This is a genomic window from Paenibacillus sp. J31R109 (assembly GCF_059692055.1).
This window is the reverse complement of the sequence record NZ_JCAUAR010000032.1, coordinates 1-25,647: the sequence shown is the minus strand read 5'-3', so window position 1 is coordinate 25,647 and position 25,647 is coordinate 1. Positions and strand designations below refer to the sequence as shown.

At 43.8% G+C, this 25,647-nt stretch carries 18 protein-coding genes; 2 read left to right on the top strand and 16 right to left on the bottom strand.

The window, feature by feature from the left end:
- Positions 1-10 precede the first annotated feature (10 nt).
- Positions 11-1,282 (bottom strand): alpha-L-fucosidase, encoded by a 1,272-nt coding sequence (locus AC58QT_RS34600; protein WP_497412900.1) that lies wholly within the window; start codon positions 1,280-1,282, stop codon positions 11-13.
- 133 nt (positions 1,283-1,415) lie between these two features.
- Between AC58QT_RS34600 and AC58QT_RS34595 the strand changes: the two genes are divergently transcribed.
- Positions 1,416-2,252, top strand: coding sequence for a helix-turn-helix transcriptional regulator (locus tag AC58QT_RS34595; RefSeq protein ID WP_497412899.1), 837 nt, complete (start codon positions 1,416-1,418; stop codon positions 2,250-2,252).
- Between the two features lie 70 nt (positions 2,253-2,322).
- On the opposite strand, the gene AC58QT_RS34590 is transcribed toward AC58QT_RS34595, so the two are convergent.
- The 9 genes from AC58QT_RS34590 to AC58QT_RS34550 all read right to left on the bottom strand — a co-directional run bounded on the left by AC58QT_RS34590 (position 2,323) and on the right by AC58QT_RS34550 (position 15,860).
- On the bottom strand, positions 2,323-3,960 hold the full coding sequence (locus AC58QT_RS34590) for a response regulator (RefSeq protein WP_497412898.1): 1,638 nt from the start codon (positions 3,958-3,960) through the stop codon (positions 2,323-2,325).
- Positions 3,950-5,779 carry a cache domain-containing sensor histidine kinase gene (locus AC58QT_RS34585; protein ID WP_497412897.1) on the bottom strand — a complete coding sequence of 610 codons (1,830 nt, stop codon included), beginning with the start codon at positions 5,777-5,779 and terminating at the stop codon, positions 3,950-3,952. The genes AC58QT_RS34590 and AC58QT_RS34585 overlap by 11 nt, the downstream gene beginning before the upstream one ends.
- Before the next feature lie 163 nt (positions 5,780-5,942).
- Complete coding sequence (locus AC58QT_RS34580; RefSeq protein WP_497412896.1) at positions 5,943-7,532, bottom strand: type 2 periplasmic-binding domain-containing protein; 1,590 nt, start codon at positions 7,530-7,532, stop codon at positions 5,943-5,945.
- 26 nt (positions 7,533-7,558) lie between these two features.
- The gene (locus AC58QT_RS34575) at positions 7,559-8,449 is read right to left on the bottom strand and encodes a carbohydrate ABC transporter permease (protein WP_497412895.1); all 891 of its coding nucleotides are present in this window, start codon (positions 8,447-8,449) and stop codon (positions 7,559-7,561) included.
- A gap of 11 nt (positions 8,450-8,460) precedes the next feature.
- Positions 8,461-9,417, bottom strand: coding sequence for an ABC transporter permease (locus AC58QT_RS34570; protein WP_173120208.1), 957 nt, complete (start codon positions 9,415-9,417; stop codon positions 8,461-8,463).
- A 97-nt stretch (positions 9,418-9,514) separates the two neighbouring features.
- Entirely contained in the window at positions 9,515-12,556 is a 3,042-nt protein-coding gene (locus AC58QT_RS34565) for a fibronectin type III domain-containing protein (RefSeq protein ID WP_497412894.1), read from the bottom strand.
- Between the two features lie 292 nt (positions 12,557-12,848).
- A complete protein-coding gene (locus tag AC58QT_RS34560) occupies positions 12,849-13,979 on the bottom strand; it encodes a glycoside hydrolase family 88 protein (protein WP_497412893.1) in 1,131 nt (376 codons plus the stop codon).
- A 22-nt stretch (positions 13,980-14,001) separates the two neighbouring features.
- On the bottom strand, positions 14,002-15,003 hold the full coding sequence (locus AC58QT_RS34555) for a hydroxyacid dehydrogenase (RefSeq protein ID WP_497412892.1): 1,002 nt from the start codon (positions 15,001-15,003) through the stop codon (positions 14,002-14,004).
- The gene (locus AC58QT_RS34550; RefSeq protein WP_497412891.1) at positions 15,003-15,860 is read right to left on the bottom strand and encodes a sugar phosphate isomerase/epimerase family protein; all 858 of its coding nucleotides are present in this window, start codon (positions 15,858-15,860) and stop codon (positions 15,003-15,005) included. Before AC58QT_RS34550 ends, AC58QT_RS34555 begins: the two co-directional genes overlap by 1 nt.
- A 190-nt stretch (positions 15,861-16,050) precedes the next feature.
- Here AC58QT_RS34550 and AC58QT_RS34545 point away from each other — a divergent pair, with 190 nt between their 5' ends.
- Positions 16,051-16,914: an AraC family transcriptional regulator gene (locus tag AC58QT_RS34545; protein ID WP_497412890.1), complete on the top strand. Its 864-nt coding sequence runs from the start codon at positions 16,051-16,053 to the stop codon at positions 16,912-16,914.
- A 455-nt stretch (positions 16,915-17,369) separates the two neighbouring features.
- On the opposite strand, the gene AC58QT_RS34540 is transcribed toward AC58QT_RS34545, so the two are convergent.
- From AC58QT_RS34540 to pyrE, 6 genes are all read right to left on the bottom strand, one after another.
- Positions 17,370-19,025: an S-layer homology domain-containing protein gene (locus tag AC58QT_RS34540; protein ID WP_497412889.1), complete on the bottom strand. Its 1,656-nt coding sequence runs from the start codon at positions 19,023-19,025 to the stop codon at positions 17,370-17,372.
- A 23-nt stretch (positions 19,026-19,048) separates the two neighbouring features.
- Positions 19,049-19,618: a hypothetical protein gene (locus AC58QT_RS34535; protein ID WP_173120223.1), complete on the bottom strand. Its 570-nt coding sequence runs from the start codon at positions 19,616-19,618 to the stop codon at positions 19,049-19,051.
- Between the two features lie 35 nt (positions 19,619-19,653).
- On the bottom strand, positions 19,654-20,106 hold the full coding sequence (locus tag AC58QT_RS34530; protein WP_497412888.1) for an anthrone oxygenase family protein: 453 nt from the start codon (positions 20,104-20,106) through the stop codon (positions 19,654-19,656).
- A gap of 121 nt (positions 20,107-20,227) precedes the next feature.
- Positions 20,228-23,563: an ATP-binding protein gene (locus AC58QT_RS34525; protein WP_497412887.1), complete on the bottom strand. Its 3,336-nt coding sequence runs from the start codon at positions 23,561-23,563 to the stop codon at positions 20,228-20,230.
- A 558-nt stretch (positions 23,564-24,121) separates the two neighbouring features.
- Entirely contained in the window at positions 24,122-24,394 is a 273-nt protein-coding gene (locus AC58QT_RS34520; protein ID WP_497412886.1) for an HIT family protein, read from the bottom strand.
- A gap of 189 nt (positions 24,395-24,583) precedes the next feature.
- Complete coding sequence (gene pyrE, locus AC58QT_RS34515; protein ID WP_497412885.1) at positions 24,584-25,255, bottom strand: orotate phosphoribosyltransferase; 672 nt, start codon at positions 25,253-25,255, stop codon at positions 24,584-24,586.
- Positions 25,256-25,647: the final 392 nt, after the last annotated feature.

Below are 25,647 nucleotides of genomic sequence, written 5' to 3'. Positions count from 1 at the left end.
GATCCTCCTCCTATTCAGCTACATCGTCATCGAACTCCAGCTTTACCACAAGCACCTCATCCGTGATCTCATTAACTGGCAGATTGCGAATCCTTAGGTAAGGCCTCTCCCGCCAATACCAAGGCAGTTGCTCTACGGCTGTCTCCAACTCCCGTCCATCATTTAGCAAGACAGCACGCTTGGGTAGCATATTCAGTGGCTTCAAGATGATGGTTGAGCTTTGCAAATCACGATAGGCGTGAGCATAGATGGTGTTACCTCTGCGAGTCAGCAGCACCTCTTCACGGAGAACACGATTAGCTACTTCATTCCCGTCGATGAACTCGTCTTTCCCGCCTAAGTAAGAAGCAGGAGTTACATCAACTAACGCTTCCTTCACCTTCTTATACCAACGACCAATACGTCTCAGTGTATCCACATTATCCTGCACGATCTCACCATTCGCGGTAGGACCCACATTCAGCAAATAATTGCCGCCCATAGCCATGATTTTATCCATACTCTGCATAAGGAACTTGGAGGAATAGTAATCTTCATCCTTGCGGTACCCCCAGCTTTCTCGTCCTAAAGATTGACAAGCTTCTGTCGGCGTCCGGAAATATCCGCCATCAGGCACATGCCTCTCGGGTGTGCTGTAATCACCTTTATCTGGTCCACGGTTATTGATAAGAATGTCCGGCTGTAACGACCGTACAAATTCATTGAGCGCTGGATTGTGGTATTCAGCTACATTGACATCCCAGAAGAACTGATAGATCGGACCATATTGTGTGAGAAGTTCCTGCAACTGTTTCTTCACATACTCGTAATATCGTTCAATATCCGGTTCATCTCCAGGACGGGGCCCGAACATTTCATGATGTCGACCAAGGTTAGGATAATTAGGATGATGCCAATCTGGACAGGAGTAATAAAGACTTAGTGGGAAGTTCCGCTTCTGGCATGCCTCCGCTAGCATCGCTAACACATCTTTGCCGTAGGGTGTATTCGACACCTTGTATTCCGAATGTGCAGTGTCCCACATACAGAAGCCGTCATGATGCTTCGTTGTAAAGCATAAATACTGCATGCCAGCCTCTTCGGCTAGATCAATCCACGCGTTCGGTTCGAAATCCTGCGGATTGAATTCATGAATGAATTGTTCATATTTGCGTCTGCTAATATTGCCCCTCCATGGAAGTTGTTCGTGCCATGCAGGGATAGCATACAAGCCCCAATGGACAAACATGCCTAATCTTAGTTCGAAAAAACGGTCTCGCGCATCATGAAATCTTGGCAACATGTTTATCCCCCTATTAGTTGTTATAACTGCTGACTTCCCTTCTATCGTACCTTTTCTATTTACAGCAATCTTCCGATTTGTTAACCTATTTGTAGTGAATTCTAACTTCATTATCAAGAAATGAGTGCTGAACTTGTCAGATCTGCCAACCTACCATTCACTTCGTAATGTGTTAACCAACATCCAGGTGGACGTCACCATCGCCAATCTGCAAACTGTCGGCCCTGACTGGCAGCGCCGCAATTTTGTTCACAGTTTTAACCGCTTATATTATATTCGGAGTGGCGAAGGACGTATTGAAGTTGATGGCGCTGTCTATCATCCTAAGCCAGGTCAACTTGTACTAATGCCTTGTCATACTTTACAGTCCTATTCCACGGTTAACGACAATACCTTTAATAAATATTGGTGCCACTTTACAGCTCGTGTTGGAAATCGTGATCTATTCGAGATGTATCGGTTCCCGGTTTGTATAGACGTCCCCTCATCATCTGAGGTCGAAGTTTGGTTCGAGCGAATAGTACGTGGTATAAGCAGTTCGGGACTAGGTACGATTCTCGATATAAAAGCCTCTTTACTGCATCTTTTGGGGATGGTTGTCGATCAAAGCTTTGAGGAGACAGCCTCCCCTTCAGCCTCCACCCAGAAAATGGGACGTGTTCTTGAATATATTGAAGGGCACCTGCAAGATAGGATTAGTGTCGAACAGCTTGCCGACCTGGTTCATTACCACCCCAATTACTTTATTCGCAGCTTTCATTCCGTACTTGGCTGCTCACCCATTCAATATATTAATCGCTTGCGAATGGAAAAGGCACGTGCCATGCTGGCGTCTGACCAAACCATCGGCAGCATTGCCCAAGCCGTCGGCATTGAACATCATAATTTTTCAACAATGTTCAAAAACGCTACCGGCTTTTCGCCTAGGGAGTTTCGCCGAATGCTCGCGCATGACCACACCAAGAAGTAAAGAAAAAAAAGGGATAACGTAGACCGTTATCCCTTTTTTTATGCTTTAAGCTAACTGATGCATATTCCAGCTATCGCATGTTGCCAACATATTTATGTTTAAATTCAGAGGGGGAAATCCCTATATGTTTTTTAAACAGCTTGCAAAAATAACGGTAGTCCGAAACGCCAACCTCTGCTGCAACCTCATATACCTTCATGCCAGTTTGCCGCAGCAACTGCTGGGCTTTCTGCATCCTGGTGCGGTGCAGGTAGTCATTAAAGTATTCGCCTGTAATCTGTTTGAACAATTGTCCCAAATAAATGGTGTTGAGGCCAACCCGTTCAGATAAATCAGGCAGCCTAATCTCCTTCATATAATTTTCATGGATGTACTGGCAAACCTGCTGGACCTCCCAACGTGTCACATTCATTTCGGGATGAAGCTTTGGGTTCGTCAACAAATCAAACACACGGTTCCACCAACGGATAAAGTCGTCCCAGCACTCGATAAACAGTAGCATTTGGTGAAATTGAATGAGGCTCGCATCCTGTTCCAGCCACGGGCATTTCAGCATGATATCCCCAGATAGTCGAATAAGCTGGGCAGGTGAATACGGCGATGCCCCCAGTGGAAGCGTAGTTAGCTGTTGGACAACCTCTTGTAACATAACCGCACCACCACCATAAAAAGCCTTTGTCGCCTTCGACAGTAACTCCACCTGCTCCATCACACTGATTTCTTGGAAATTCACATGAAGTAGCTGGGAATGCATGGAGGTATATTCTTGCCTTTCATAAAAGTAACGGCTTAGCTTCTCTAGCCCCTCCGAAATTTGTGCATGCATCTCGGCAGTCTCACCTACCAAGCTGCCGCTATTCCATATATATAGCTTAACGTGGCCTTCCCTGGCCAACAGTACCTGTGCTGTTTGGTAGAGGGCAGCTTCAAAGTTGTTCGAGCTTGCATCAGCATCGCTGGTTATAACACAAAGCAGCTTCGTCTTTCCGACTGGAAATGCAGTCATTTGCTGGTCAGCTGTAGCTAGAGCCTCGATCCCCGCAGCCAGCTCTTGCTGTTTATGGGTAGTCTCGCCAAGAGGGCAAGTTGATTGATTCCAAAGCTCCTCGAATGCATCTATACCTACCCATAGCACAGCCACATGGCGCTTTAGCTCCGTGGATAGCTCTTTACTGATCTCACTCCAAATACCTTTTCTCTGATGCGCATTGCTCTCCAACCAATGATCAACTAGCGATTCACGTCTCTTCCATGAATGATATACGGACTTTTCCGAATCATCCTCCCTATCCATGGTCACCGTCTTGCCTGCCTTGTCCTTCAATATGAACTTTAAATCTTCAACAGCTGCCTGACAGGCCGCAATAATTTGTTCTTTCGATAAGGCGATTTTCAGCAGATAGTTTTTGGCTCCCAGAAGCAGTGCCTGGCGTGCGTAGTGAAACTCGGAATGAGCCGTCAAAAAAATAATCGATATCTCCGGCCAACGTTTTCGTACTAGCTCCGCAAGCTCCAATCCATCCATGATAGGCATGGTGATATCGACCAATAACAGATGCGGAAGCTCCTTTTCCATCATCGTTAACGCTTCTTGTCCATGCCCGGCTGCACCGATGCATGCAAAGCCATGTTCCTCCCAAGGAATATGCTGGGTGAAACGTTCACGAACTGGTAGTTCGTCGTCCACAATGAGTACTTTAATTGGCATCCCGTCTCTGCCCCATTTCTATTTGCCTGCTGTTCCGCTCTGCGGATCTGAAGGGCAGACGCACCATCACTCGCGTCCCTTCACCCAAGCTGCTTTCAATATCCAAGCCAAACTGCTTGCCAAAATGCAGCTGAATCCTTTCATGGATGTTGCGTATGCCTAAATTATTTAAACCCTTTCGTTCCTTGTCCGGACGATCCAGCAGTGAGGAATCCTTTAAGAATTCATTGGAAGCTTCCTTAACAATCAATCTTCGAATCATTTCGTCCTCAATGCCAGGGCCCGTATCCGACACCTCAAAGCAAATGATTCCAGGCTGCTCCTGGTAAGCCATTATAATAATATGATTGCGTTCATCCGGCTTGTTCAAGCCATAGAATATCGAATTTTCAATTAAAGTAAGCAGCGTAAGCTTCGGAATATACGCCTGCTCGAACGGCTCTGGAATAATGATGTCCATATCAAAAATATCTCCGAACCGCAGCTTCATCAGGTCCACGTATTTCCATACACATTCCACTTCAAATTTCAGAAGTACTACCTCATCGATCTTATCAATAGAGAAACGCAAAATGCTGACCAATGATTGAATAACAGAACCGATTTCCTTGACTCTTTCAGTTTCAACCAAGCAATATATCGTATTCAGCGCATTATATAAAAAGTGAGGATTAATCTGTGATTGCAGCACTTTTAACTCATGGTACCTTTTTTGATCCTCCATGAGCTGTAGATCTTTAAATAAGGTACCGATCCGATCCATCAACTTATTGTAGCCGCCGACTACATAACTGAATTCATCCATCCGTTTCATATCGATGCGGTGCTCCAAATTCCCTAAAGCTCCATAGTTCATTTGCCTGGAAATTTCTTTGATCGGGGCGCGGAAGTACCGGCCAAGCCAATAGGAAATAGCCAAGGAAAGCAAAATCCAGAGCGACAGCATCAACACATATTGCTTCTTGACTACCTGTAGAATCTCATAAACCTCCATCTCATTAATGGCGGCAAATACAACCCAATCCCACCGGTTACGGTTGCTTTTTAATATCTTATACCGCCCGTCAGGCAGGTCCACATGGTCGAATTCCAAATCATTGTTTCTGACCTTATCCTTGATCATATGAACCATCGGATGGTCTCCGTTTGTTTTCTCCTCAAAGGTCATCGGCGTATTGGTGGAGATCAGTTCTCCAGTTCGTGACAGCAGGTACAAATCCATTTTTTTCTTGAGCGTGGGCACGGTTAAAGAGCTGGCCAGATTGTCTACGTTCAGGTCAATGGCGATCACTCCCTTAACTTTCGCAGACTCAATTGTTTTTGCGGCAGTAATCGTTTTTTTGGAAAAGGACGATATATAAGGCTGGCTCCACCAGAAGCCCCATAACCTCGCTTGATTATATACCTCTGCCATTTGCTCCTTGTTCACGAAATATTTCATTGACTGTGGGGCACTAATATTGTATTGGCCGTCAACAATTAAATAAATGCTCTTGATCGTATCCGGGTGCAGCTTAACCATATTTTCCATCAGTACCTGGTAATCAGTTAACTTGAGCGAATCGAAAATTTCTTTATCTGTCAAAAATAATAAATTTTCCTGGATCGCCGTCATATGTATTTGCAGATACCCCTCTACCTGCCCCATCAATAGCTGTAACGACTCTTCCTGATTTTGCTTAATAATAGCCGAATTATTATAAAATGCGATGCCACCTACCAATAAAAGCCCCAGCAAAAACGAAAAGAAGGTTATCAAAAAGAGCTTCGTTCCGATGCTCGTAAATAAAAAATGAAGCCGATTTGCTCTTGTGGGCATCCTTGTACCTCCTGTAGCGTGCCATCCGTATCCTACTATGTAAACCCTTACATTGTATCATAAAAATCGGGCATGACCTATGCATTTCTAATTGGTTTGTGGTATCTTCCTATTCGAAAAAGGAGAGGCATGAATAGCCCTCTCCCCATATTGTTATGGAAATTTATTCTAAAACGCCTGCCTCACGCATTTGCTTCTCGTAGTTAGCAAAAATTTCTTTGCCACGATATTTGTTCATCAGCTCATCGCTCAATTGCGGCCATTTCTCGATCGGGATTTCGCCAAACACAATTTTGGTGTGAAACACATTCTGCTGCTTACGGAAATCCGCAATATTGATGCCGTCTGGTGGCGTCACTTGAATACCATTGGAATACGGAGCCCTTTTATAAGTGGCCAGCTGCTTATAAAGTTCTCGGTCACGATCGGTCAAATTGGGATTAACAATGTCAAGCCCAATTTGTCTGGCTTCGCTCTCTGTAGGGGAAAATGCTCCGTAAATTTTCAAGAAATCGCCTTGTTCTTTCGCTATTTTATCAAGCTCCACCATATTAGGTAAAATTTTGTTGCCATCGCGCTTGTAATGCACATCCTGCTTGCCATAATGCGTTAGCAGATAGCCTTCTTCACTGCACAAATAATCAACTAGCTGAAGAATACGCAGTACCTTCTCTGGATCCTTGTCAGCAACCGCCTTGGGAATCGCCCATCCTGTATTGCCAGTCGCTTCTACCCATGTCGCTTGGTCGGGGTATGGATTAAAAGCCACGATATCAAATTTGGGGTTAATTTTTCTACCTTTGTTTAAGAAGCTGTTCGGATTGCCCTCTAGAAAATTGTTAATGCCCCGCGAGTTTACAATCCCTACCTTGCCTTGAGCAAATTTCTCAAACACAGCTTCGCCTTTGTTCAGGAACCAATCAGGATCCACGATTTTCTCATCGATAACAGCCTTAATCTCGGCTAATACTTTTCCAGTTTCAGGTGCAACCAGATTATCCTTCACATGCTTGCCATCGTTCGTAAACGTACCCATCATTCCGTATTTGGCCCACATCGGCCATTCCTGCCCGACCTGTTCACCATTACCAGTAGCCGTGAATCCATAAGTATCCTGCTTGCCGTTTCCATCTGGATCTTTAAACGTAAAGGCCCGCATGACATTCAGCAGCTCATCATTGTTGCTGGGTACCTTCAATCCAAGCTTGTCTAGCCAATCCTTACGGATATACCAGGTTGAATATTCGGTCTTCGCATACGGCCTCATGGCCCAAAAGCCCATTGGGTTGTTCTTGTCCCGCTCCGCCTTCAGTAAGGGGGCATCCGCCCATTTCAAATAATTCGGCAAATATTTATCATTTAAATAACTTGATAAGTGAGTCAAAGACCCATTGTTGGCATAAGTCTGTATTTCCCGGCCTCCGATGGTGAATAGATCCGGTACGTCACCAGAAGCGAAACGCACATTCAGTTTGTTCGTATAGTCGGGGCCAGCAGGCATAAATGTTATTTTCAAATCAATGTTCAGCTTCTCATCGATCGCTTTTTTGACAAAATCCTGATCGGCAGGGGGAAGGGTTACCGAGCCGGCATTCTGCTGAAACACCTCAATCGTATATTTTTTCGAGGCTTTTGCTGTCGGTCCGGTCCCTGTAGCTGCGGGTTCTGTTGTTCCTTCCTTCGTCGAGCAGCCTGCAATCACAACTAGCGGCATCAGTAATGAAATCATACCTGTTTTCCACTTTCGATTCATCTAAAAACCCCCATCAATATATTTTGTCACCCTTTAATCGCACCCAGCATCATACCTTTGGTAAAATGCTTTTGAATAAAGGGGTAGATCACCAGCATAGGCAATGTCGAGACGACCACCAAAGCCATTCTTAGTGTCTCCGGTGGCAATTCCACCCGCGCCTCCGGATTTAAGGCAAGCAATTCCTGACTGACCTGCGGCTGCTGCAGCATATTGCGCAGCACCACCTGAAGCGGATAATTCTTCGGATCACTCATGTACATGATGCCATTAAAAAATTCATTCCAGTGTGTTACTCCATAGAACAACATCAAGGTCGCCATGATCGGCTTGCACAGTGGCAGCACGATGTGATAGAGCGCTTGCATATCGTTACAGCCATCAATTTTGGCTGCATCCTGAATTTCTTCCGATAAACTTTCGAAGAAAGATTTCATAATCAACAGGTTGAAGGTAGAAACAACCGATGGAATGATTAAGGCCCATATGCTGTTGAGCAAGCCCGTCTGCTTGACTACCAGATAAGTAGGAATCATGCCACCGGTGAATATTAGGGTAAATACAATCATCATTAGCACGATATTTCTTCCTGGCAGCCACTTCTTTGACAAGGGATACGCAAGCAGTGTGGTCACCAGCAAATTGCAGGCCGTACCGACTATGGTGATGATAGCCGTTATTTGTAAAGCTCGCGGAACCAGTGCACTTTGAAATATGGCCTTGTAAGCAACCAGCGTAAACGTTGTAGGCATTAGCACGAAACCACCATTTTTTAACACTTCAATAATCGGGGTCACGGACATAATGATGACATAATAAAAGGGAAACAGCGTTACCAGACCAGCTAAAGTAAGGACAGTATACAGCAGGATGTCCAGAGCACGATCCGTTTTTGTTTTAATGACAACTAATGACATACGTACTCCTCCTACCAGATTCCCGAATCGCTATATTTTTTGGCTAGCTTATTAGCCCCAAGTACAAGCACCAAACCAACGAAGGATTTGAAAAAACCGACTGCAGAGGCAAAGCTGAATTCCATACTTTCCAGTCCCCGGCGGAATACCCAGGTGTCGATAATATCTCCTGTCTCATAGACTCGAGTGTTTAAGAAAATATAGATTTGGCCGAAGCCGGCATCGAGGATATGCCCGATTTTCAACAGCAGCAGCAAGACAATCACATTGCGAATGCCCGGCAGCGTAATATGCCAGATTTGTTTCCAGCGCCCAGCTCCATCTACAATCGCTGCTTCATACAATTGCGGGTCGATGCCCGTCAAGGCAGCCAGATAGATGATAGCCCCAAAGCCAGTATCCTTCCATATTTCCGTTAAAACCAGCAAGGGGCGGAACCAGCTGTTGGAGGTCAAGAAATTGATGGACTCCCCACCAGAACCGCGAATCCATTGATTGACCAAACCAGAATCTGTAGCTAGGAACGCCATCACCAAGCCGTATATAATTACCCAGGATAAGAAATGCGGTGCATAAGTGATGGTCTGAATCGTTCTTTTGAACCAAGGGGAGCGAATCTCGTTCAAGGCAAGTGCCATAGCAATATCCGGCAGCATGCCAAACACAATTTTATAAAGACTGATCACCATGGTATTGCGAAGCAGAACATAGAAATCCGGGCTGTTAAAAATCGTTTCAAAATGCTTAAAGCCTACCCAAGGGCTGCCCATAATGCCCTTCATAATGTTGTAATCCTGGAAGGCAATCAATAATCCCATCATCGGGATGTACTTGTAGATAATGTAAAACGCAACACCAGGAACCATCATCAGGTATAGCCATTTGTTCTGTATAAAGCTTCGAGAGTAGGTTCTTTTTATTTTGGTGACACTCGATATTTTCATCGTACTTGTGCGTTCACTAAGCATTTCGTCCCTCCTGTTTGTCATCTTCTATCTCAATTATAAGATGGGACTACAGGAGGAACTAGCCATGCATTCTTCAAAAATGTGTAATAATCTTAGATCAAGGCAACGTTGAAACAGTCATGGTCGTGCTAGCAGCGGACACGTTCCCGGCAAAATCTCTGGCGACTACCTTGAAGGTATAGCTGGTGTTCGGTGTCAGTCCAGAGAACGTAGAACTGTAAACCAATGGTGTTGAGGTCGTGCTCACCTTAACTCCGTTACGGTATATGTCGTATTCTTTGACTCCGGTATCATCGATGGATGACGTCCAATGAATGTGTACACTCGTAGAGGTTTGGGAATCCGACACCAGATTGGTTGGAACGGTTGGTGCTGTTGAATCTGCAGCCGTAGTAAACGTCAAGGTATTGCTATTGGGTGAGATGAAGCCTGCGGCATCATTTGCCAATACAGTCAGACTGTAAGTTGTATTAGCAGTCAACCCGGTCAAAGCCAAGGAATTTACTGTCGTAGAGGCTATGAGTTCGGTTCCATTGTTAGAGACAAGATAACGTTTTACGGCTACATTGTCTGTAGAGCTGGTCCAATTCAGCTGGGCCGAGTTGCTTGTAATTGAGGTGGCAGCCAAGCTGGCAGGTGCCGTTGGTGCGACGCCATCATTAACGACAGCCAGTGGCGTATCCGCTATTCCGCTAGGTACAGTCACACTGCTTTTGGTCAGCATCAGCTTATCAATCTGAGTGCCGTCCAATTTATTAATGATTTTCAACGAGTGCCAACCATCCGGTAATGTAATTGGTGAGGCTGACTTTGTCCATCCCCATGCTGCGGTCGTTAGTGTATGTTCAATTCTCGTATCTCCATCAACCTGGACATAAACCTTATTGCTGCTAGCGTCGACACCTTTGCCCAACAGCCATAAATAAAAAGTGCCCCCATTGCTGACATTGAGGCTATATTCCATCCGAACGTTTGTATTCTCATCCCCGTTTCCGTTATTGATCTTCATGTAGCTCCCGCTGGAAGTAGCGGAATCGCTGACTAATGAAATGTTACCTGTCTTAAAGCTATTCCATTCTGACTCTAAATAGCGATCGGCGCTTCCATTCAGAGCGATGGTACGCCCGGATGAAGTTACCCATACTACGTTGCTCTCTGCAGACAAATTGCCTGCCGCATCCTTGGCTTTAATCGAATAGTAGTGTGTATCGGGATCAACATTTCTTAATTGCATAGAACTAGCGGAGGAGCCACTTGAAGAGACGAACACCCCGTTATCGTACATTTCATAGCTGCTCACCCCTACATTGTCAGTCGAGGATGACCATGTAAAGCTGATATAGGCAGGCTCTCTCATAAAGGCTTTAAAATTGGTAGGCGCACTTGGAGCAACCGTGTCCACAATGGACGATGCGGCAGTGACAACCGTCGCTACATTGGATGCAGGGGAACGGTTGCCTGCAGCATCCTTAGCTTTCACAGTAATTTGGTAGGTTTTGTTGGCTACAAGACCAGTCATCGTGTATGTGGGGCTTGTTGATGTTGCCTTGAGTACAGAACTCACGTAGATATCATAGCCGGTTACACTCGTATTATCTGTTGAAGCAGTCCATGATAAGACTGCACTAGTGTCAGTCACACTGGACGCAGTAACATTTACTGGAGCCGTAGGTGCCTGAAGATCCGTCCCATTAGCCCATAATGCCCCCGTATTTGCTGCGGTTCTTGGCCCATATATAACCGAGCTCCCCGAAATTTCATCTGCTCCTGTATCCGGGTTACCGCTGCGTGTTTGCCCGTCCATGTCCGTGCTCAGTCCGGTAACTGTATTCCCATAGTTGCTTATAACACTATAGGATTGCGGCCGGCGCACTTCACCCGTGCCAGTAAGGCTCGGATTAGCAGCGTTAATGCCTGTTCTTCCAACACCTTGGAGAGCGCTCCCGCTTAAGAAAAAAAGATTTTTTGCATACGTCGGAATAGCAAGATTATTTAACTTAGAACCATATTCATTAAAAGCTTTGCCTCTATCCGTTTGAATCAGATTGTTCTGGATGGTAATCCCCGTTGGCGTGATCGGATACATGCTATTGTTAATATTGATTCCAGTTCCTGCATTAACGACCGTATTGTTACTCACTGTCACCTGGTCGGCTGCATAATGCCCGTTCGCTATATTATCGCCGCCATCCAGATTGATTGCGTTATTGGTAATATCTTTAAAGTAATTATTGAATATGGAATGCGAGCTTCCATAAACACGTATGCCTTCTTTGGTGCGGATAAAAAAGTTGCCATTCACTGTATTGCTGTTGCCAAACCGAAGGGTGACCCCAGATGGCGAATCGCGAAATGTGTTGTAGCGGACGGTATTCCCGCTCGATTTGACACTGATGATCTCGCCTCCATCAGCAGTCACGTTTTCCATCAGGTTATGCTCAACGATCGTTCCAGTTATATCATTATTGGTGGCTTGCCCGATTTGGATAGGCTCCATACCATTGGTTTGGCCAGGAAACAAATCCCCGACATAACGAATATTCCTGAAGTAATTCGTGCTGATTATATTATCGTGATTCGTTTGCGTGGACGTTCCAATTTGGATACCGACACCACTTGAGCGGTTGCCATCGAATGTATTTGACTCAATCACATTGTCGTGGGAGCTGTTTAACAATTTAATAATATGGGTGGCTGGAGCGGTTGTATCACCACTGTTAAGAAAATAATTGTTTTTCACCTTCATATTTTTCGCTCCAATCAGCGAAATAACATTCCGATTGCTATTGCCTGCCACATACTGTACATCAAATTTAAAATCTCTAAATTCCATCCAGGCACCTGACAATCTAATGGCAGTTGTGCCGGTAAATACACTTTGTCCCGGCGTAGCTGCCCGAATAATGATAGGTTGGGTGGAAGTTCCTTGGTTATTGCTTAGTATGATCATGGCGTTGCTTCCATCATTATCATAGATTCCGTTAGCCAGAACGATCTCTTCGCCAGCCGAGGCATTCGTCACTGCCGTCTGTAATGCGCTAATTGACGAAACAGTGGTTACGACAGCTTCAGCTCTACCCTGTCCGGCCAAACATGCAATAAATAGGAATAATAAACCTAAAAACCCAGCTTTCTTCAAAATAATCAATCCTCCTTAGATGGGTGGAGATTTTTCTAACAAACATACACGTCAAATGTGTTATGCAAAGAATTAAAAATTATTTAAGCGCTTTCAATAAATAAATTATAGATCATAACTGCCCTCCTTTTCTTGTTTACTTGAATTGTAGTTGACAAGGATAGATGATACTAGCTCGATAATCTTCAAAATTGTGTAAAATTCTTTACTTTTAGATGCGAGTTGTCTGATATCAAAAAAATAGAACCCAGCCGACGGCCAGGTTCTATTTGTTGAGTTATCCTATTAATGCTTACCAGTATACTTTCGTCTTGCCAAGTAACCTGGCTACAGCTTCCACAAAGTAATAATCTCCGTAAATGAGTGAGCAATCTATGTTCTTGCCTGCGGGATGATGCCCACAGCCATGAATAAGCAACCCCTCATGTGTTTCATCATGATTTGTCGAATACATCTCAAAGAGATTCTGGACAACCTGATTGGCATACGTTTCGTAAGCAGCTCGTTCCGAGCCATCCACAAACTTAGCGAGTTCCAATAAGCTTGCAGCAGCAATGGCAGCTGCAGAGCTATCACGCTTAGCCGTCTCTGGGTCAGGAACAGAGAAGTCCCATATCGGAATCAGATCAGCTTCAACAGAGTCGAGAAATACTTTCGCGCAATTACGAGCAACATTAAGATACTCTTCATTGCCTGTGTAGCGATAAGCGTGCGTATAGCCACCGATTGCCCACGTTTGTCCACGAGACCAGACGGATTCATCCGCATATCCTTGGTGCGTTTGACCGAACCTTGGCTCACCTGTAACAGGATCAATTACAAATGTATGGTACGCAGTAAAATCTGATCTAATAATCGTATTCATGCACGTATTCGCATGCGCCTCTGCAATTTGACGATATGTTTGGTTTCCTGTTATCTCTGAAGCCCAGAATAGGAGCGGTAAATTATACATGCAATCAATAATAATACGGCCTCTGTTTTCTTCGCTAAAGGGATCACCTTGTTTCCACACATTCCATGCTTGGATGAATTGACCTTTTTCATTAAATCGTTCAGCCAAACGATCTGCTGCATCCAATGCCACCTTGAGCGCTTCAGGATTTCCTGTAATTTTGTAATCTGCCACGAAAGACAGCGAATAAAGAAAACCAATATCGTGATCCAATGTTTCTGGTGTGTCATATAAGCGTTTCAAGAGACGCGGATACGAGTCGCGAGCCGTGCGAATAAAACTTTCATCCCCAGTCAATTCATAAGACAACCAATTCAACCCTGTCCAAAAGCCACCTGTCCAAAACCCATTTTCAGAAAACTCATATACCCCATCTTTCGTATGCGCAGGTAGAAGATCTCCGTATTTCGCAGCGTTACGTCTCGTTTTGTCAGTAATAAATGAAACGATAGTTGATAAATTGTTCATGTTGTACTCCCTTTAATCATGTTTATTTACGGGTTAATCTGCGGTATTGATCAATCGTTACTTTTCCTTGAAGAGCTTCTCCTTCAGAGAAACGCTTTAATTCATCGACAATAAAATCGCAAAGCTCCCGCTTAAGAATTCCGTGGAATCCGCCAATATGCGGCAGACAGACGACGTTTGGCAGTTTCAGGAGTTCATGGTCAATGGGAAGCGGCTCATAATCGTATACATCCAGCATTACTTTTATACGATCGGTACGTAACTCTTCAAGCAGCGCTTGCTCCTGTACGATAGGTCCTCGTGCCGTATTCACAAATAATGCTCCATCACGTAATCTTTTCAGCTGTTCGCTCCCAATCATTCCACGCGTCTGGTCCGTCAGTGTATTGTGAACCGATACAATATCGCTCTGTTCGAAAAGGTCGTTCAGTTCACAAAGCTGGACGCCTTGAGCGTTCGCTTCCTCTTGCGAGCAATAACTGGAACACAACAAGATTTTTACATGAAATGGTTTCAGCATCCGTATCACTTGCTTGGATATTTCTCCATATCCCACCAAGCCAATGACTCTTCTGGTTACGCCGAGAACTGTATCACGGTTGTTGTTGCTCCATTTACCTTGTTTTAGGCCAGCACTAAGTGAGGAGAAATTCCAGGCACCCGCGAAAATCATAGAGAACGCACATTCGGCAGTCGAGTGCGCCAGCACTTTATTTGCGGTAACAACGGCAATATTCGTTTCAAACACATCTTCATTCACAATAGCCGCTACACTTCCAGCACCGTGACCGATAAACTTCAATTTAGTCGCTCGAGCCAGCACCTCTGGGGTAAACACTGGGGATCCCCATGATGTGATGCATGCATCATACTCACTGATTCTTTCAACCAAATCCTCACTTGTGAATTTCTCATTTAACGCAATAAAATCAACATCGCTAAAGCTCTTTAGCTTGTGAAGTGTCGCTTCCTGCCAAAGTAGCTCTCGAAGTTCAGGATTCTTCATCGAAACTAATGTTTTCACTAGATTGTCCTCATTTCGTTAATGGTTTGAGTCAAATGATTCATATAGCTTACATAAGCGGGGAAAATCAGTTCCGGTTCCATACCAGGTACCTGCAGCTCCTTGCGCCATTTCGTTTCCCATTCTAAGGAGTAGTAACCCTGGTAACCTGCTTGTTTCAGCAAGCTGACAATCTCGGTAATAGGAATGATACCTTCACCAAGCTTCGTATACTTCCAATTTATTTCCATTTCATCTTCAAAGGGCAAACCGTCTTTCATATGAACATGAGCGCATTGTGCTCCCAAAAGTGCAATGGTATCAGCTGGAGACTCACCTTCTTCAAGCGGATGAATAATATCATAGATTACCGCACAATTCGTCCGATCAACATCATCCAGCAGCTTACGAAGCACTTTACCCGTCGCAAATTCATTATGCGTTTCGAGCCATACCTGCACTTGCAAGGATGCGGCATAATCACAGGCTTGCCTCACACGAGCGACAACATTTTCATATGGGATAACAGGTACTTCCTTGTCTCTGCGACCGTTGAAGTATCCTAAGAAAACTCGAATACCTTGTGCTTTCAAGTCATGTGCCAGTTGTGCAACCTTTTCAAAATGTTCCGACATAGCCTGATCACAATCCGTTCCATTGAAGCAAACATTCGAACCAACATCCGTGACCTTTATGTCAGCTTCTTCAAATAAATGAAGTGCCTCTAAGCGCTCATTTGAGGTCATCTCGGTGGATACCATCCACGCTTTACCCTCCCGTAATTCCATCGCTGAAAATCCGCATTCCTTTGCAAACGCAATCATTTTTGCCAAGCTCCAACCTTCACAAGGCAGAGTACTATAGGCTAGGTTTCTCAAGCTTCATTCCTCCTGTACGTGTCCTTCAACTTTGATTACTTCCATTGTAGCCCCACAATAGCGAAGAAACTTTCCCTTTTCCACGGATTTATTGCACATTTCCACGACCCCATGTAACATGACAAGTAGGATGAAATATGAATGTGTGGTGCATATAATGTCAGACTTCCCCGTCTATGCGTACAAAGAAATGCTGGATGAAGAGTTTCCGTTCAAAGTTGAAGTACGAACACCTGCTTATATGAATAAAACCAAGCATGCTCATGAACATTTGCAGCTTTGCTATATGATGTCGGGCAGCTGTTTACACGTCACGAATGGCCGGTCCTACGTTTTAACTAAAGGCGATATATTTTCCATACCTCCTTATCAGGAACATCGTCTGGAACTACGCGAATCGATGGATTTTGTCTTATTTCAGATTGATTTTATGCCCCATGCTATTAATGAAGGTCTGCGAGATCTCACCCGTATGCAAACCTTCGTAGATTTCGCCTATATCAGACCGCTAATCTCACAGGAAGATCTTATTCCAAAAATGGCTCTTCCCCCGAACATTCAATCATCGATTGAGAATGTTCTCCAAGTAATGAGGAACGAGTGGGATGAAATGGAAGACGGATACCAACTGGCCATCAAAGCTGAACTTTTAAAGCTACTTGTGATTACTGGAAGACAATATGCTCGTTATTCAGAAACTCAGGGTCAACAAGAACAGAGAGAGGTTTTGTTTCATCGTGAGGCTTTTCATAAGGCAATTGCCTATATGGAATCGCAATATCATGAGGACCTTAATCTTGAAGATGTTGCAAATATCGCCTATATGTCTCCCTCATATTTCAGCAGCATGTTGCGGCTTGTAAAGGGGAAGTCCTATATTGAGCTCTTATCTGCTATCCGTATGCAAGTAGCTATGGAACTCTTAAGAGACTCTAATCTGAATGTAACCGAGATTGCTTCACGAGTGGGCTACAATCATATCAGCCATTTCAATCGCATGTTCAAAAAGCTTACGGGTGTAACACCACGTGATTTCCGAAAGCATCCTTCTTAAACAAAAATAAAAGCTGTTCAAAATAAATATTTACAAAATTACCTCAAAAAATAAAAGAGACACAATAAAACTGATTCATATTCATCAGATTAATTGTCTCTCTTTGTTCAACATATAATTATGAAACGAAACTTTTTCTGTTTCATGCTGAAGCCACCGATGATGGACCGTTTACGGAAAGCGGCACCCAGCGCGGAGGGAGGGAATTCGGGGATGTATCGGAGAATAGAGGCATTTCTTTTATAAATCCAAAGAAGCCAGGTTATCAGGGTATCCACTCATAATATCTCTCCTCAACCAACCATTAGCTCAATTTTCCCCTTATCTATTTTACGCTTCCACAACTTGAAAGGTTGTATCCTGCCCATTCGTTCAAAAAAGAGGACGCTCCTTCGCCTACGCTGGGTTACGTCCTCTACATGTTATCAATTTAAGATCATACTCCTCAACCGCTTCTACTTCTTAACTTTTAGCATACGAACGATCGCCGAAGCGGCTTCCCCGCGGTTGGACAGTACTTGCGGCGCAAATTTATTGCCTGTAATACCACTCACGATAATGATGCCGTTCTTCTCGGCCGTGGAAACGGAGGCTTTTGCCCACTCCGGGATAATGGCATCGTCAGCGTAGCCGGTTATCTGTGCATTATCAGTGGGGAGACCTGAGGCGCGAACGACCATCGAGATCATTTCGGCATGGGTAATATTCGCGTTCGGTTGGAATGTACCGTCCGCATAACCGCTGATGATTCCGAGTTTCACTGCTAGTTCCACCGATGGAACCGCCCAAGCTTCAATATCAATATTATCCTTGAAGGAAATTCGTGTACCTTCTCCCATTGGCTTTAGCCCTCTCATTAGCATACTCGTGAACTCCGCACGTGTCACACTCGCATCCGGCCGGAAAGTACCGTCCGGATAACCACTCACGGCTCCTAGCTTCACTGCGATCATGATATCCGAACTCGCCCAATGTTTATCAATGTCATTAAATTGGATCGTAGGTGTAGCCGTGGTCGGTTTCTGAATATCCGCTACAGTTACGATGCAAACAGCAGTAAATTCCCCACTTTCTGCCTTCACTGTAATTTTTGCCGAACCGGGTGATATGCCCGTCACTTTACCAGCATTATCGACAGTAGCGACTCCCTCATTTTCGCTGCTCCACGTCATCTTCTTATTGGCTGCATTCGAAGGTATAATAGCCGCGATTAGCGCTTCACTCTCCCCCTGCTTCAGATGGATTGCTTTTTTATTTAACGTGATGCTACTGACGGCCACTTTATCAATATCCAAAATATACATACGCCATTTTTTCGTAAAATCAAGCTCAATTTTCACTTTATTATTGTCAGGTTCAGTAATTCTAGGGAAATTGGTTATGGCGTCGATTGTATCCAGAGGCTTTTTTTGCGCAATCGTTTTTGCTAGCACACTGACAACTCCCGGTCTATTGCTGTCCAGTATATTGAATTGATCAATGACCGGTAGCACTGAGTAAACGTAGATTGTACTTGTATACTTACTTGTATCTTTGTCGACAAATCTGAGAGGCCCCCTATGATCCATCGTATCTTTTACGTAAAATATTTTTGAACCATCAGGCCCATCCCTTGTAATCTGGTAATATGATTCCATATTCGTATTATCGGTCCAATCCAGTAAGATTGTACCATCCGTATTCGCCATTGAAGTTAAATCCGTGATTGAACCAGGCTGCAAAATTTGATATGGGCCGATCTTCACCTCAGAATAGCTGTCGGAACCGATAACCGGCGAGAAGGAAGCACCAACGCGGAAAATGGCCGAAGTCAACTGTGGATCGATTGGAAAAGTAATTTCATATAAATTATAATTACTGCTTTTTAGGAAATGCCATGTAAAACCGTTATCGGTGGAATAGTCTGTTTGAACGTCCATGTCTGTCGAAATAGCTCTATCGGTAGTGAAGGAAACATAATGCGGTTGGCCTGCGATTAAATAGGAGCTCGAGTTATTGATAGTAAGCTGGTAAATATTCGCTGTTGCAAACGTATGCGGAATCGGTCCTATCGTGCACATAGACAACATATAGACTAAGGCCAGTGCAAGAGACTTTTTTACTGAACCCATTGTTTCTCCTCCCTCAACCGATTTCACATAGCCGTAATATCAATGCTGATCTGCGCTTGCTTGCAGTTGGCTTCGTCATTCGGATCCTTAATGATGTTGATTATTAATTGTCCGGACAACTGCGTTTGGGCTTTCAGAGCTTCGCTTTTATAGGTGTATTTATGCATCTTTGTAGTAGCGTCTTCTTCGTCTTTGATGAATTTGGCATCTTTGGGCAGGAATTGCTTGATAAAGGTGAGCGCATCTTCTACGCTCACCTTTTCTTTGCGATCCACGTATGCATTGTAAATCGTATAAGCGATTCCAAAATTCTCAAGAACCCGAAGCTTGCCATCCATATAACCGATGGTCGATTCGTTCTCTTTTTTGACAACGGTGCCAAACTTGGAATCGAAATAGCTCAATTTCGCGCCAAGTACCGCGTCGTCTAATCTACCGGCCTCACTTGAATGAGATGAACTAATGTTTGCGGTTTTTGGCACTTGGCTCGCCACAGCTTCCGATACAGATTGGATATCATTGCCTCCACAGCCTGTGATCAGGGTTCCTAAAGTCATTATGATTAGTCCTAAAGCAACTGTTTGCCGTTTCACAATTGCACCTCTTTTTATAGGGAATATTTGAAAGATCAATGAATTAACAGTGCAATAATAAGTAGGCTTAGCCCGATCAGTCCAGCAATCAACCGTACAATATGCCACTTCCACCAGTCATCACGCAATCTCATCCAATCTGCGGGAGGATTATCAAGTAACCAAGACATTATCTTTGCATTAATGGGTTGATTCAGGAAACGTGTAATGATGCCGGCAATGATTAGAAAAATCGCCGAAGCAATCATCATCAACATCCTATAACGATCATCTCGGGAAAGAACAGCTGAAATGACAGTGAGTACAATACCCACTGCTGCCAATAACGGCAATTTAACATTTAAAGATCGAATTAACTTCTGATGATGTTCCAGATAAGCGGGATATGGCATTTGCTTAGGATTTATACCAAACCAAACCCCGAACATAGTCCCGACCACAAGTGCCACTAGTAATAAATTAACGGTATAGATAACTGTTTTTATCATTTTTCCTCCTGCATAATAAATAGACTCTCGGCATTTGCCAAGGCAGATGGGATAGAAGATATCCTAGTTACATCATAAAGAAAGAAGCGCTTCAAAAGCGCTTCTTGGTTAACTTTCGCGATTATGATTTTAACTTCAAATAACAATCTATTTCCTTCAAAATGGTTTCGGTGATGCTTTTGTGTTGTGTGACTTCGGCAGCAAACTGCGGCATTGGACGCACCACAGCGGCGACATCGCATAAACCGTTCATTTCGCTGCAACGTACACGATATTCTTCTTTACCTGACTTTCGGTAAAGCTCTTCATTTAAAGATAGCGCATTGATCCGATATTCTGAGGATTCGGAATTCAACTTCCACATCGCATAGTAAATGGCTGCCTGTTCCTGCTGATCGACATACTGCTTCAGCAATTTATGAAGTTGCTCCAAGGCCTCAATCGGGTTTGTTCGTCTTAACCCCGCATTTAAATGCAATAAAAGCTTGAGTTGCATATCTCGACGATTAAGCTTATTAGCGATCTTCAGTGCTTCTTCCGCAATTTCCACTGCATAATCGTATTGATTCTGGTGATAACTCTTCACACTCATGAGATAGAGCGCATTACATTCAAAAAAAGGAGAGCGCAGCTGTCGGCTCAGTCGAAGCGAGCGATCAATGAACGGATTCGCTTCCTCAACTCGAAACTGCAACAATAAGTTATGGGCTTCCCATCCGAGCAAGTTGGCAGTAAAGCGCCAATCCTTGACAGCTATTGCTTCTTCGAGACAAAAGGCAATGCACCCAGCCGCTATCGTGTGTGATCCCAGAAATCCATAATATTTGCCGAGCATCCCCATTGCAATAGTCAGACCCATCCGGTCACCGATCACTTGGCTGATTTCAATCTTATCAACGATACAGTCGAAAGCCAGATCCATTTGATCGGTGTCGAGATAGACAAGCGCCAATCCGCCCAAGGCTTTCGCAACAGCGTTCTTATCACGATTTTCCGTTGCTAGCTTGAGCTGCATCTTGTATGCATGAATCGCTTGGTCGAATTCACATTGATGATAGAACAGCCCCCCCATAACGCCGTAGAAACGGCAATCCTCCCTCGTTCGATCTCCTGAAGGAGGCAATTCCATTCTTACTGTCAAATAGTGAAGTGCCTTGTCGTTATTTCCCCTGTAGTAATGCAACATACCAAGCGTTCCATAGGCAAAGCCAAGACCGGAATGGTCGTCAATCAGCTCAAAATGGCGTCGAGCCCGTTCCAAATGAAAGCTTGCTTCCTCATATTTTCCCTGCAATCGCAGGCAATTGCCCAGCGCAACGTCGCAGAAAGATCGTTCCTGCAGCTCAGTTGAATTCCCTTCTTGTTCAAGCCATTGTCTGTAAGTCTTCTCCGCTTCGTTCCAATTTCCCGTAATGATCAAAGCATCGCCGAGTTTCATTAGTATTGGCAGTATCTGTTCGGGAGGCAGCAAGAAAATGAGCTTCCGATAACACTTTATCCTGGTTTCATTGGCATATATTTTCTCGGCAGCAGATGCAGCCATTTCGTAATAGAGAATAGCCTCTTTTTTCATAACCGCAAGTTCGTAATGAAAAGCGATTTCCGCAGCAACGGCTTCAAGCCGCTCTTGATGAAAAGCAATCAATCCAATTGCGATTTTTCGATGGTATTGGCGGCGCAAGCTCTCATTTTTCAGTGTATACGCAGATTCCCTTAGGATATCATGAGTAAAGTCGTACTTCTCGTCCTCTGTCTCTTGCATGACTTTCGATTGTACTAAGTGCTCCATTTTTTCAAGCATCTCTTCCTCACACGAGCCTGTCAACATCGCCATAAGCGATAATGATACAGGTCTGCCGACAGCAGCGAAGATGGATACAAGATGTCGATTATCCGGCGAAAGCTTCTTTAATCGATTTAAAATGATGGATTTCACCAAAGGCGAAAATCGGAATTCCATTTTGTCGCTACCCGTTTGCCATTCTTTCAACGTTTCTACTATATACAATGGATTCCCGCCGATTTCCGCGTATAAACTGGACGAATGGCAGTCCGCCAACTCATCGCCAACAGTAGCGGCCATTAGCCGTTTCGTTTCGTCCTCACCGAACGGTGCTAGCTCGATTTCCGTCAACTTCCGTTCGTTTCGAAGCACGGAGACAAAATGCCCGACGGCATCGCCTGGAGACTCCTCTGTTCTCATTGTCGCGACAACTAACAGCTTTGACTTGGAATCTTTGCGTAGTAGATAAGAGAGGAATTGCAGTGTCTCTTCATCGCTCCATTGAATATCATCAAGGAGGAGGAATAGCGGTTGCTGACCCAGAAGCATCCGCTCTATCGCTTCATACCATTGGTTCAATTGCCAGTTGTCCTGAATGGGATCCGGCTTCGGCAATTCCGGGTATCTTTCAAATAACTCTGGCAGTAAACGAGTCAATTCCGACAGCCAGACTGGACCGACCTGCGGTAAAGGAACACTCCTGAGCCATGATGTGATCGGTGTGTAGGACAACGATCTTACTGACGGGTAGCATCCGGCAAAGGCCGTTTGATACCCTTGTCTCTCTACCCATGCTTTAAATTCCAAGGTCAATCTAGTTTTGCCGATTCCCGCCTCACCCTTCAATAGCAGGAGGGAATTTCCCCCAATTGTTGCCTGCTTCCAGTTGCTAACCATGTTTTCCCATTCGCCGATTCTGCCGACCAGCGGAGTTTTGCTTTGTTCAGAGATCAATTGTTCGTTGCCAATTTTCGTGAGCCTTTCTACAAGCTGTAAGGTTTCCTCCGCTGGACCTATCCCTAGCTCGTCTTGCAGTATGTTGTGCAATTGCTGATAAATTAGAACTACGCCTGCCATGTCATTATTCAAAGCATGAAGCCGCATCAGCGTACGGTAAGTTTCCTCCCTTAATTGATTCAGTACAAGCATCTTATTCGCGAAAAGTAGGGCCGACGTGTACTCCCGTTGATTTTCCATAATAGAAATGAGCTTGTCGAGTACAGACGAATACGTTTGCGCCAACTGCTCCCGCTTCGCACCAAGCCATTCCTCTTGAAGCCCGGGTAGAAGATCTCCTCTGTACAATTCTTCCGCCTTGCGAAGCTCGTAAAGGGTACTTCCTTCTGCCCCCTGTTCAAACTCACGCACATCCAAATAAACGGGTAATTCAAGATTCCACTGTATGTATGCTGGAGTAATTTTGAGATAACGATCAGTTTGTGGAAGACATTCCCGCAGATCGTGAAGGAGTTTCCGTAAATTGGATAGGGCTTGTTTCTCTGTGGAGTCCGGCCAGAAATCAAAGGCAATTTGTTTCCTGGTTTGCGGCATGTCAAAAGCTAGAACCACGTATGCCAGCAGCCGGGCCTTTGCACCGGATGTAGTCGTCGTAAAATCTTCATTGTCAAAGGTGATTTTAAAACCGCCTAATAGTTGAATGCTGCAGCCTGCCAAACCGTCCCCCTCCTTCGCAAAACTTCACTATACAATTTATTCTATTTTTGTACACAAATCCCTCGTGTCAAAAATCGACTTATTTCGAGCCATCACCATTACAGAGTAGCAACGCATAGCCTCATCTACGGATCACAAAATGGCCGCCGAATTATTGACGATCACATGGTCAAACAAGTCATTTAGATGAACTGGCCCTCAACTATCTATCTGCATTAGCGCAATGACCAACACTTTTATTTATTAGTTGCCTCTAGGTTGAATGTGAAGCTCTGAGGCTTTTTTCAATAAAGAACGCTTTACTCCTTCTCACCAACCGGAGTTCTCTATGAAAGCATTTCATTATCTACTGCCCTCTTCATTGCTTTATATAGAAATTATTACTAAGTAATTAAACTTTTGTAAAGCTGTAATTTGATTATTCTGCCCGTTAGGTGAGCGAAAGGCTGCCGATGTAGCCGGCAGCCTCCTGTTGCTGTGTATTGAATAAACGTTCTTCGTTAGCTTAGTCGATTTTCTGATTCTTTTTAAATAAATACCGAATCCCTTTTCCCGCCATTAATTCGTCAGAATATCGAGGAATAACATGTAATGTGAATGAAAAACATGCTGTCCTCCCACATGACCACAATTCCATTCAACATTGTAGCCATCTGGCTTGTAATTATGATCCAAATACAGCTTAACTTCTTGTAGTAACTGAAATGTTTCATTCCATTCATCTTGTGTTAAGTCAAAAACAGTTTCCCTATGTTCTTTCGGGACAATAATACCAGCCCCTTTAATCTCTTGTTCTTTAAGTAAAGTATAAATGCATCTTTCATTGCTCATTATTGAAAATATTGCAATATGGACAATTAAGCAAACTCCACACCTCACAGATTAAAGGCTGATCTTGATCCTTTATTCTTTATTCTTTATTCTTTATTCTTTATTCTTTACCTCAATATAAGCTATCGATTGTGACGGGGTGCTTCTTCTTCATTTAACTATTTTTATCCTGTAGTTCAATAGTCTTGTTCAACTAACTCCATGAAGAGTGAGATAATCTTCTATTTTATTTTTCATTAGCCCATCAATTGCAATCTTCCCATCGATTTCACGATTATGTAGAAATGTGAGAATATCTTCTATAGTTACGATAGCACTGGTTTGAATACCGTAATCATCGCTTAACTCTTCAATTGTAGTTTTATTTCTCTGTCCTCTTTCTAGACGATCGACAGAAACAATTAAGTTCGTTATCTTAGCTTCCGAAATACTACCAAGTAAATTCAAACTTTCCCTTACAGCAGTACCAGCCGTAATTACATCTTCGATAATTGATATGCGATCATTACTTTGAGGAATATAACCGATGATTTGTCCTCCCTCACCATGATCTTTCTTCTCCTTTCGGTTAAAGGTGACCGATATGTCTCTATTGTATTTATTATATAGAGCAGTCGATGCAGCCACTGCTAGTGGAATTCCCTTATAAGCTGGACCGAACAAAACGTTTACTGATTTATCCACTTGAGTCTGTATACAATCAGCATAGTATTCGCCTAGAATAGCAAGCTGTTTGGCAGTTCGAAAGTTCCCTGTATTTATCATGTAAGGTGTCATTCTACCGCTTTTAGCTACAAATTCACCAAACATAAGAACATTTGATTTGAATAGAAATTCAATAAAATCCCCTTTGAAACTCATTAAAATGCAGCCCCCTAAATTTAAATAGTCCTCTTTATGTTAACACATATTGGAAGTAATCTGCCCGATAGTTGAGAAGGCTGCCGAACAAAAATCATCGGCAGCCTTCTCTTAAAATGTTCGATTGAATTATAGTTACCCGTTAGCGCAATAGTCTTATGTTTTAATTAGAGTCGCAGCATAATTCGATTTATGAATGATGGTTTTTTGTTTGAGAGTTTAATGTGCGATCTTATCTTGGATTAGCTCCTTTACAAACGCTGTTGCAGATGCACGATTGTCTGTAGCAAGTAAATTTAGATATATTGCAAAGAATATTAATAGTCGGTCAGATAGTTCGGGTCCTGCTTCAGATGTTTGGCAACCATAGCCCGGAGTTGCTTCGCGCTCAT

Bases quoted from the DNA above. Each gene is read 5' to 3' on its own strand.
- AC58QT_RS34600 (WP_497412900.1), bottom strand. From the start codon at position 1,282: ATGTTGCCAAGATTTCATGATGCGCGAGACCGTTTTTTCGAACTAAGA.
- AC58QT_RS34590 (WP_497412898.1), bottom strand. From the start codon at position 3,960: ATGCCAATTAAAGTACTCATTGTGGACGACGAACTACCAGTTCGTGAA.
- AC58QT_RS34585 (WP_497412897.1), bottom strand. From the start codon at position 5,779: ATGCCCACAAGAGCAAATCGGCTTCATTTTTTATTTACGAGCATCGGA.
- AC58QT_RS34580 (WP_497412896.1), bottom strand. From the start codon at position 7,532: ATGAATCGAAAGTGGAAAACAGGTATGATTTCATTACTGATGCCGCTA.
- AC58QT_RS34575 (WP_497412895.1), bottom strand. From the start codon at position 8,449: ATGTCATTAGTTGTCATTAAAACAAAAACGGATCGTGCTCTGGACATC.
- AC58QT_RS34570 (WP_173120208.1), bottom strand. From the start codon at position 9,417: ATGCTTAGTGAACGCACAAGTACGATGAAAATATCGAGTGTCACCAAA.
- AC58QT_RS34560 (WP_497412893.1), bottom strand. From the start codon at position 13,979: ATGAACAATTTATCAACTATCGTTTCATTTATTACTGACAAAACGAGA.
- AC58QT_RS34545 (WP_497412890.1), top strand. From the start codon at position 16,051: ATGCTGGATGAAGAGTTTCCGTTCAAAGTTGAAGTACGAACACCTGCT.
- AC58QT_RS34540 (WP_497412889.1), bottom strand. From the start codon at position 19,025: ATGGGTTCAGTAAAAAAGTCTCTTGCACTGGCCTTAGTCTATATGTTG.
- AC58QT_RS34530 (WP_497412888.1), bottom strand. From the start codon at position 20,106: ATGATAAAAACAGTTATCTATACCGTTAATTTATTACTAGTGGCACTT.
- AC58QT_RS34520 (WP_497412886.1), bottom strand. From the start codon at position 24,394: ATGAGCAATGAAAGATGCATTTATACTTTACTTAAAGAACAAGAGATT.
- pyrE (WP_497412885.1), bottom strand. From the start codon at position 25,255: ATGAGTTTCAAAGGGGATTTTATTGAATTTCTATTCAAATCAAATGTT.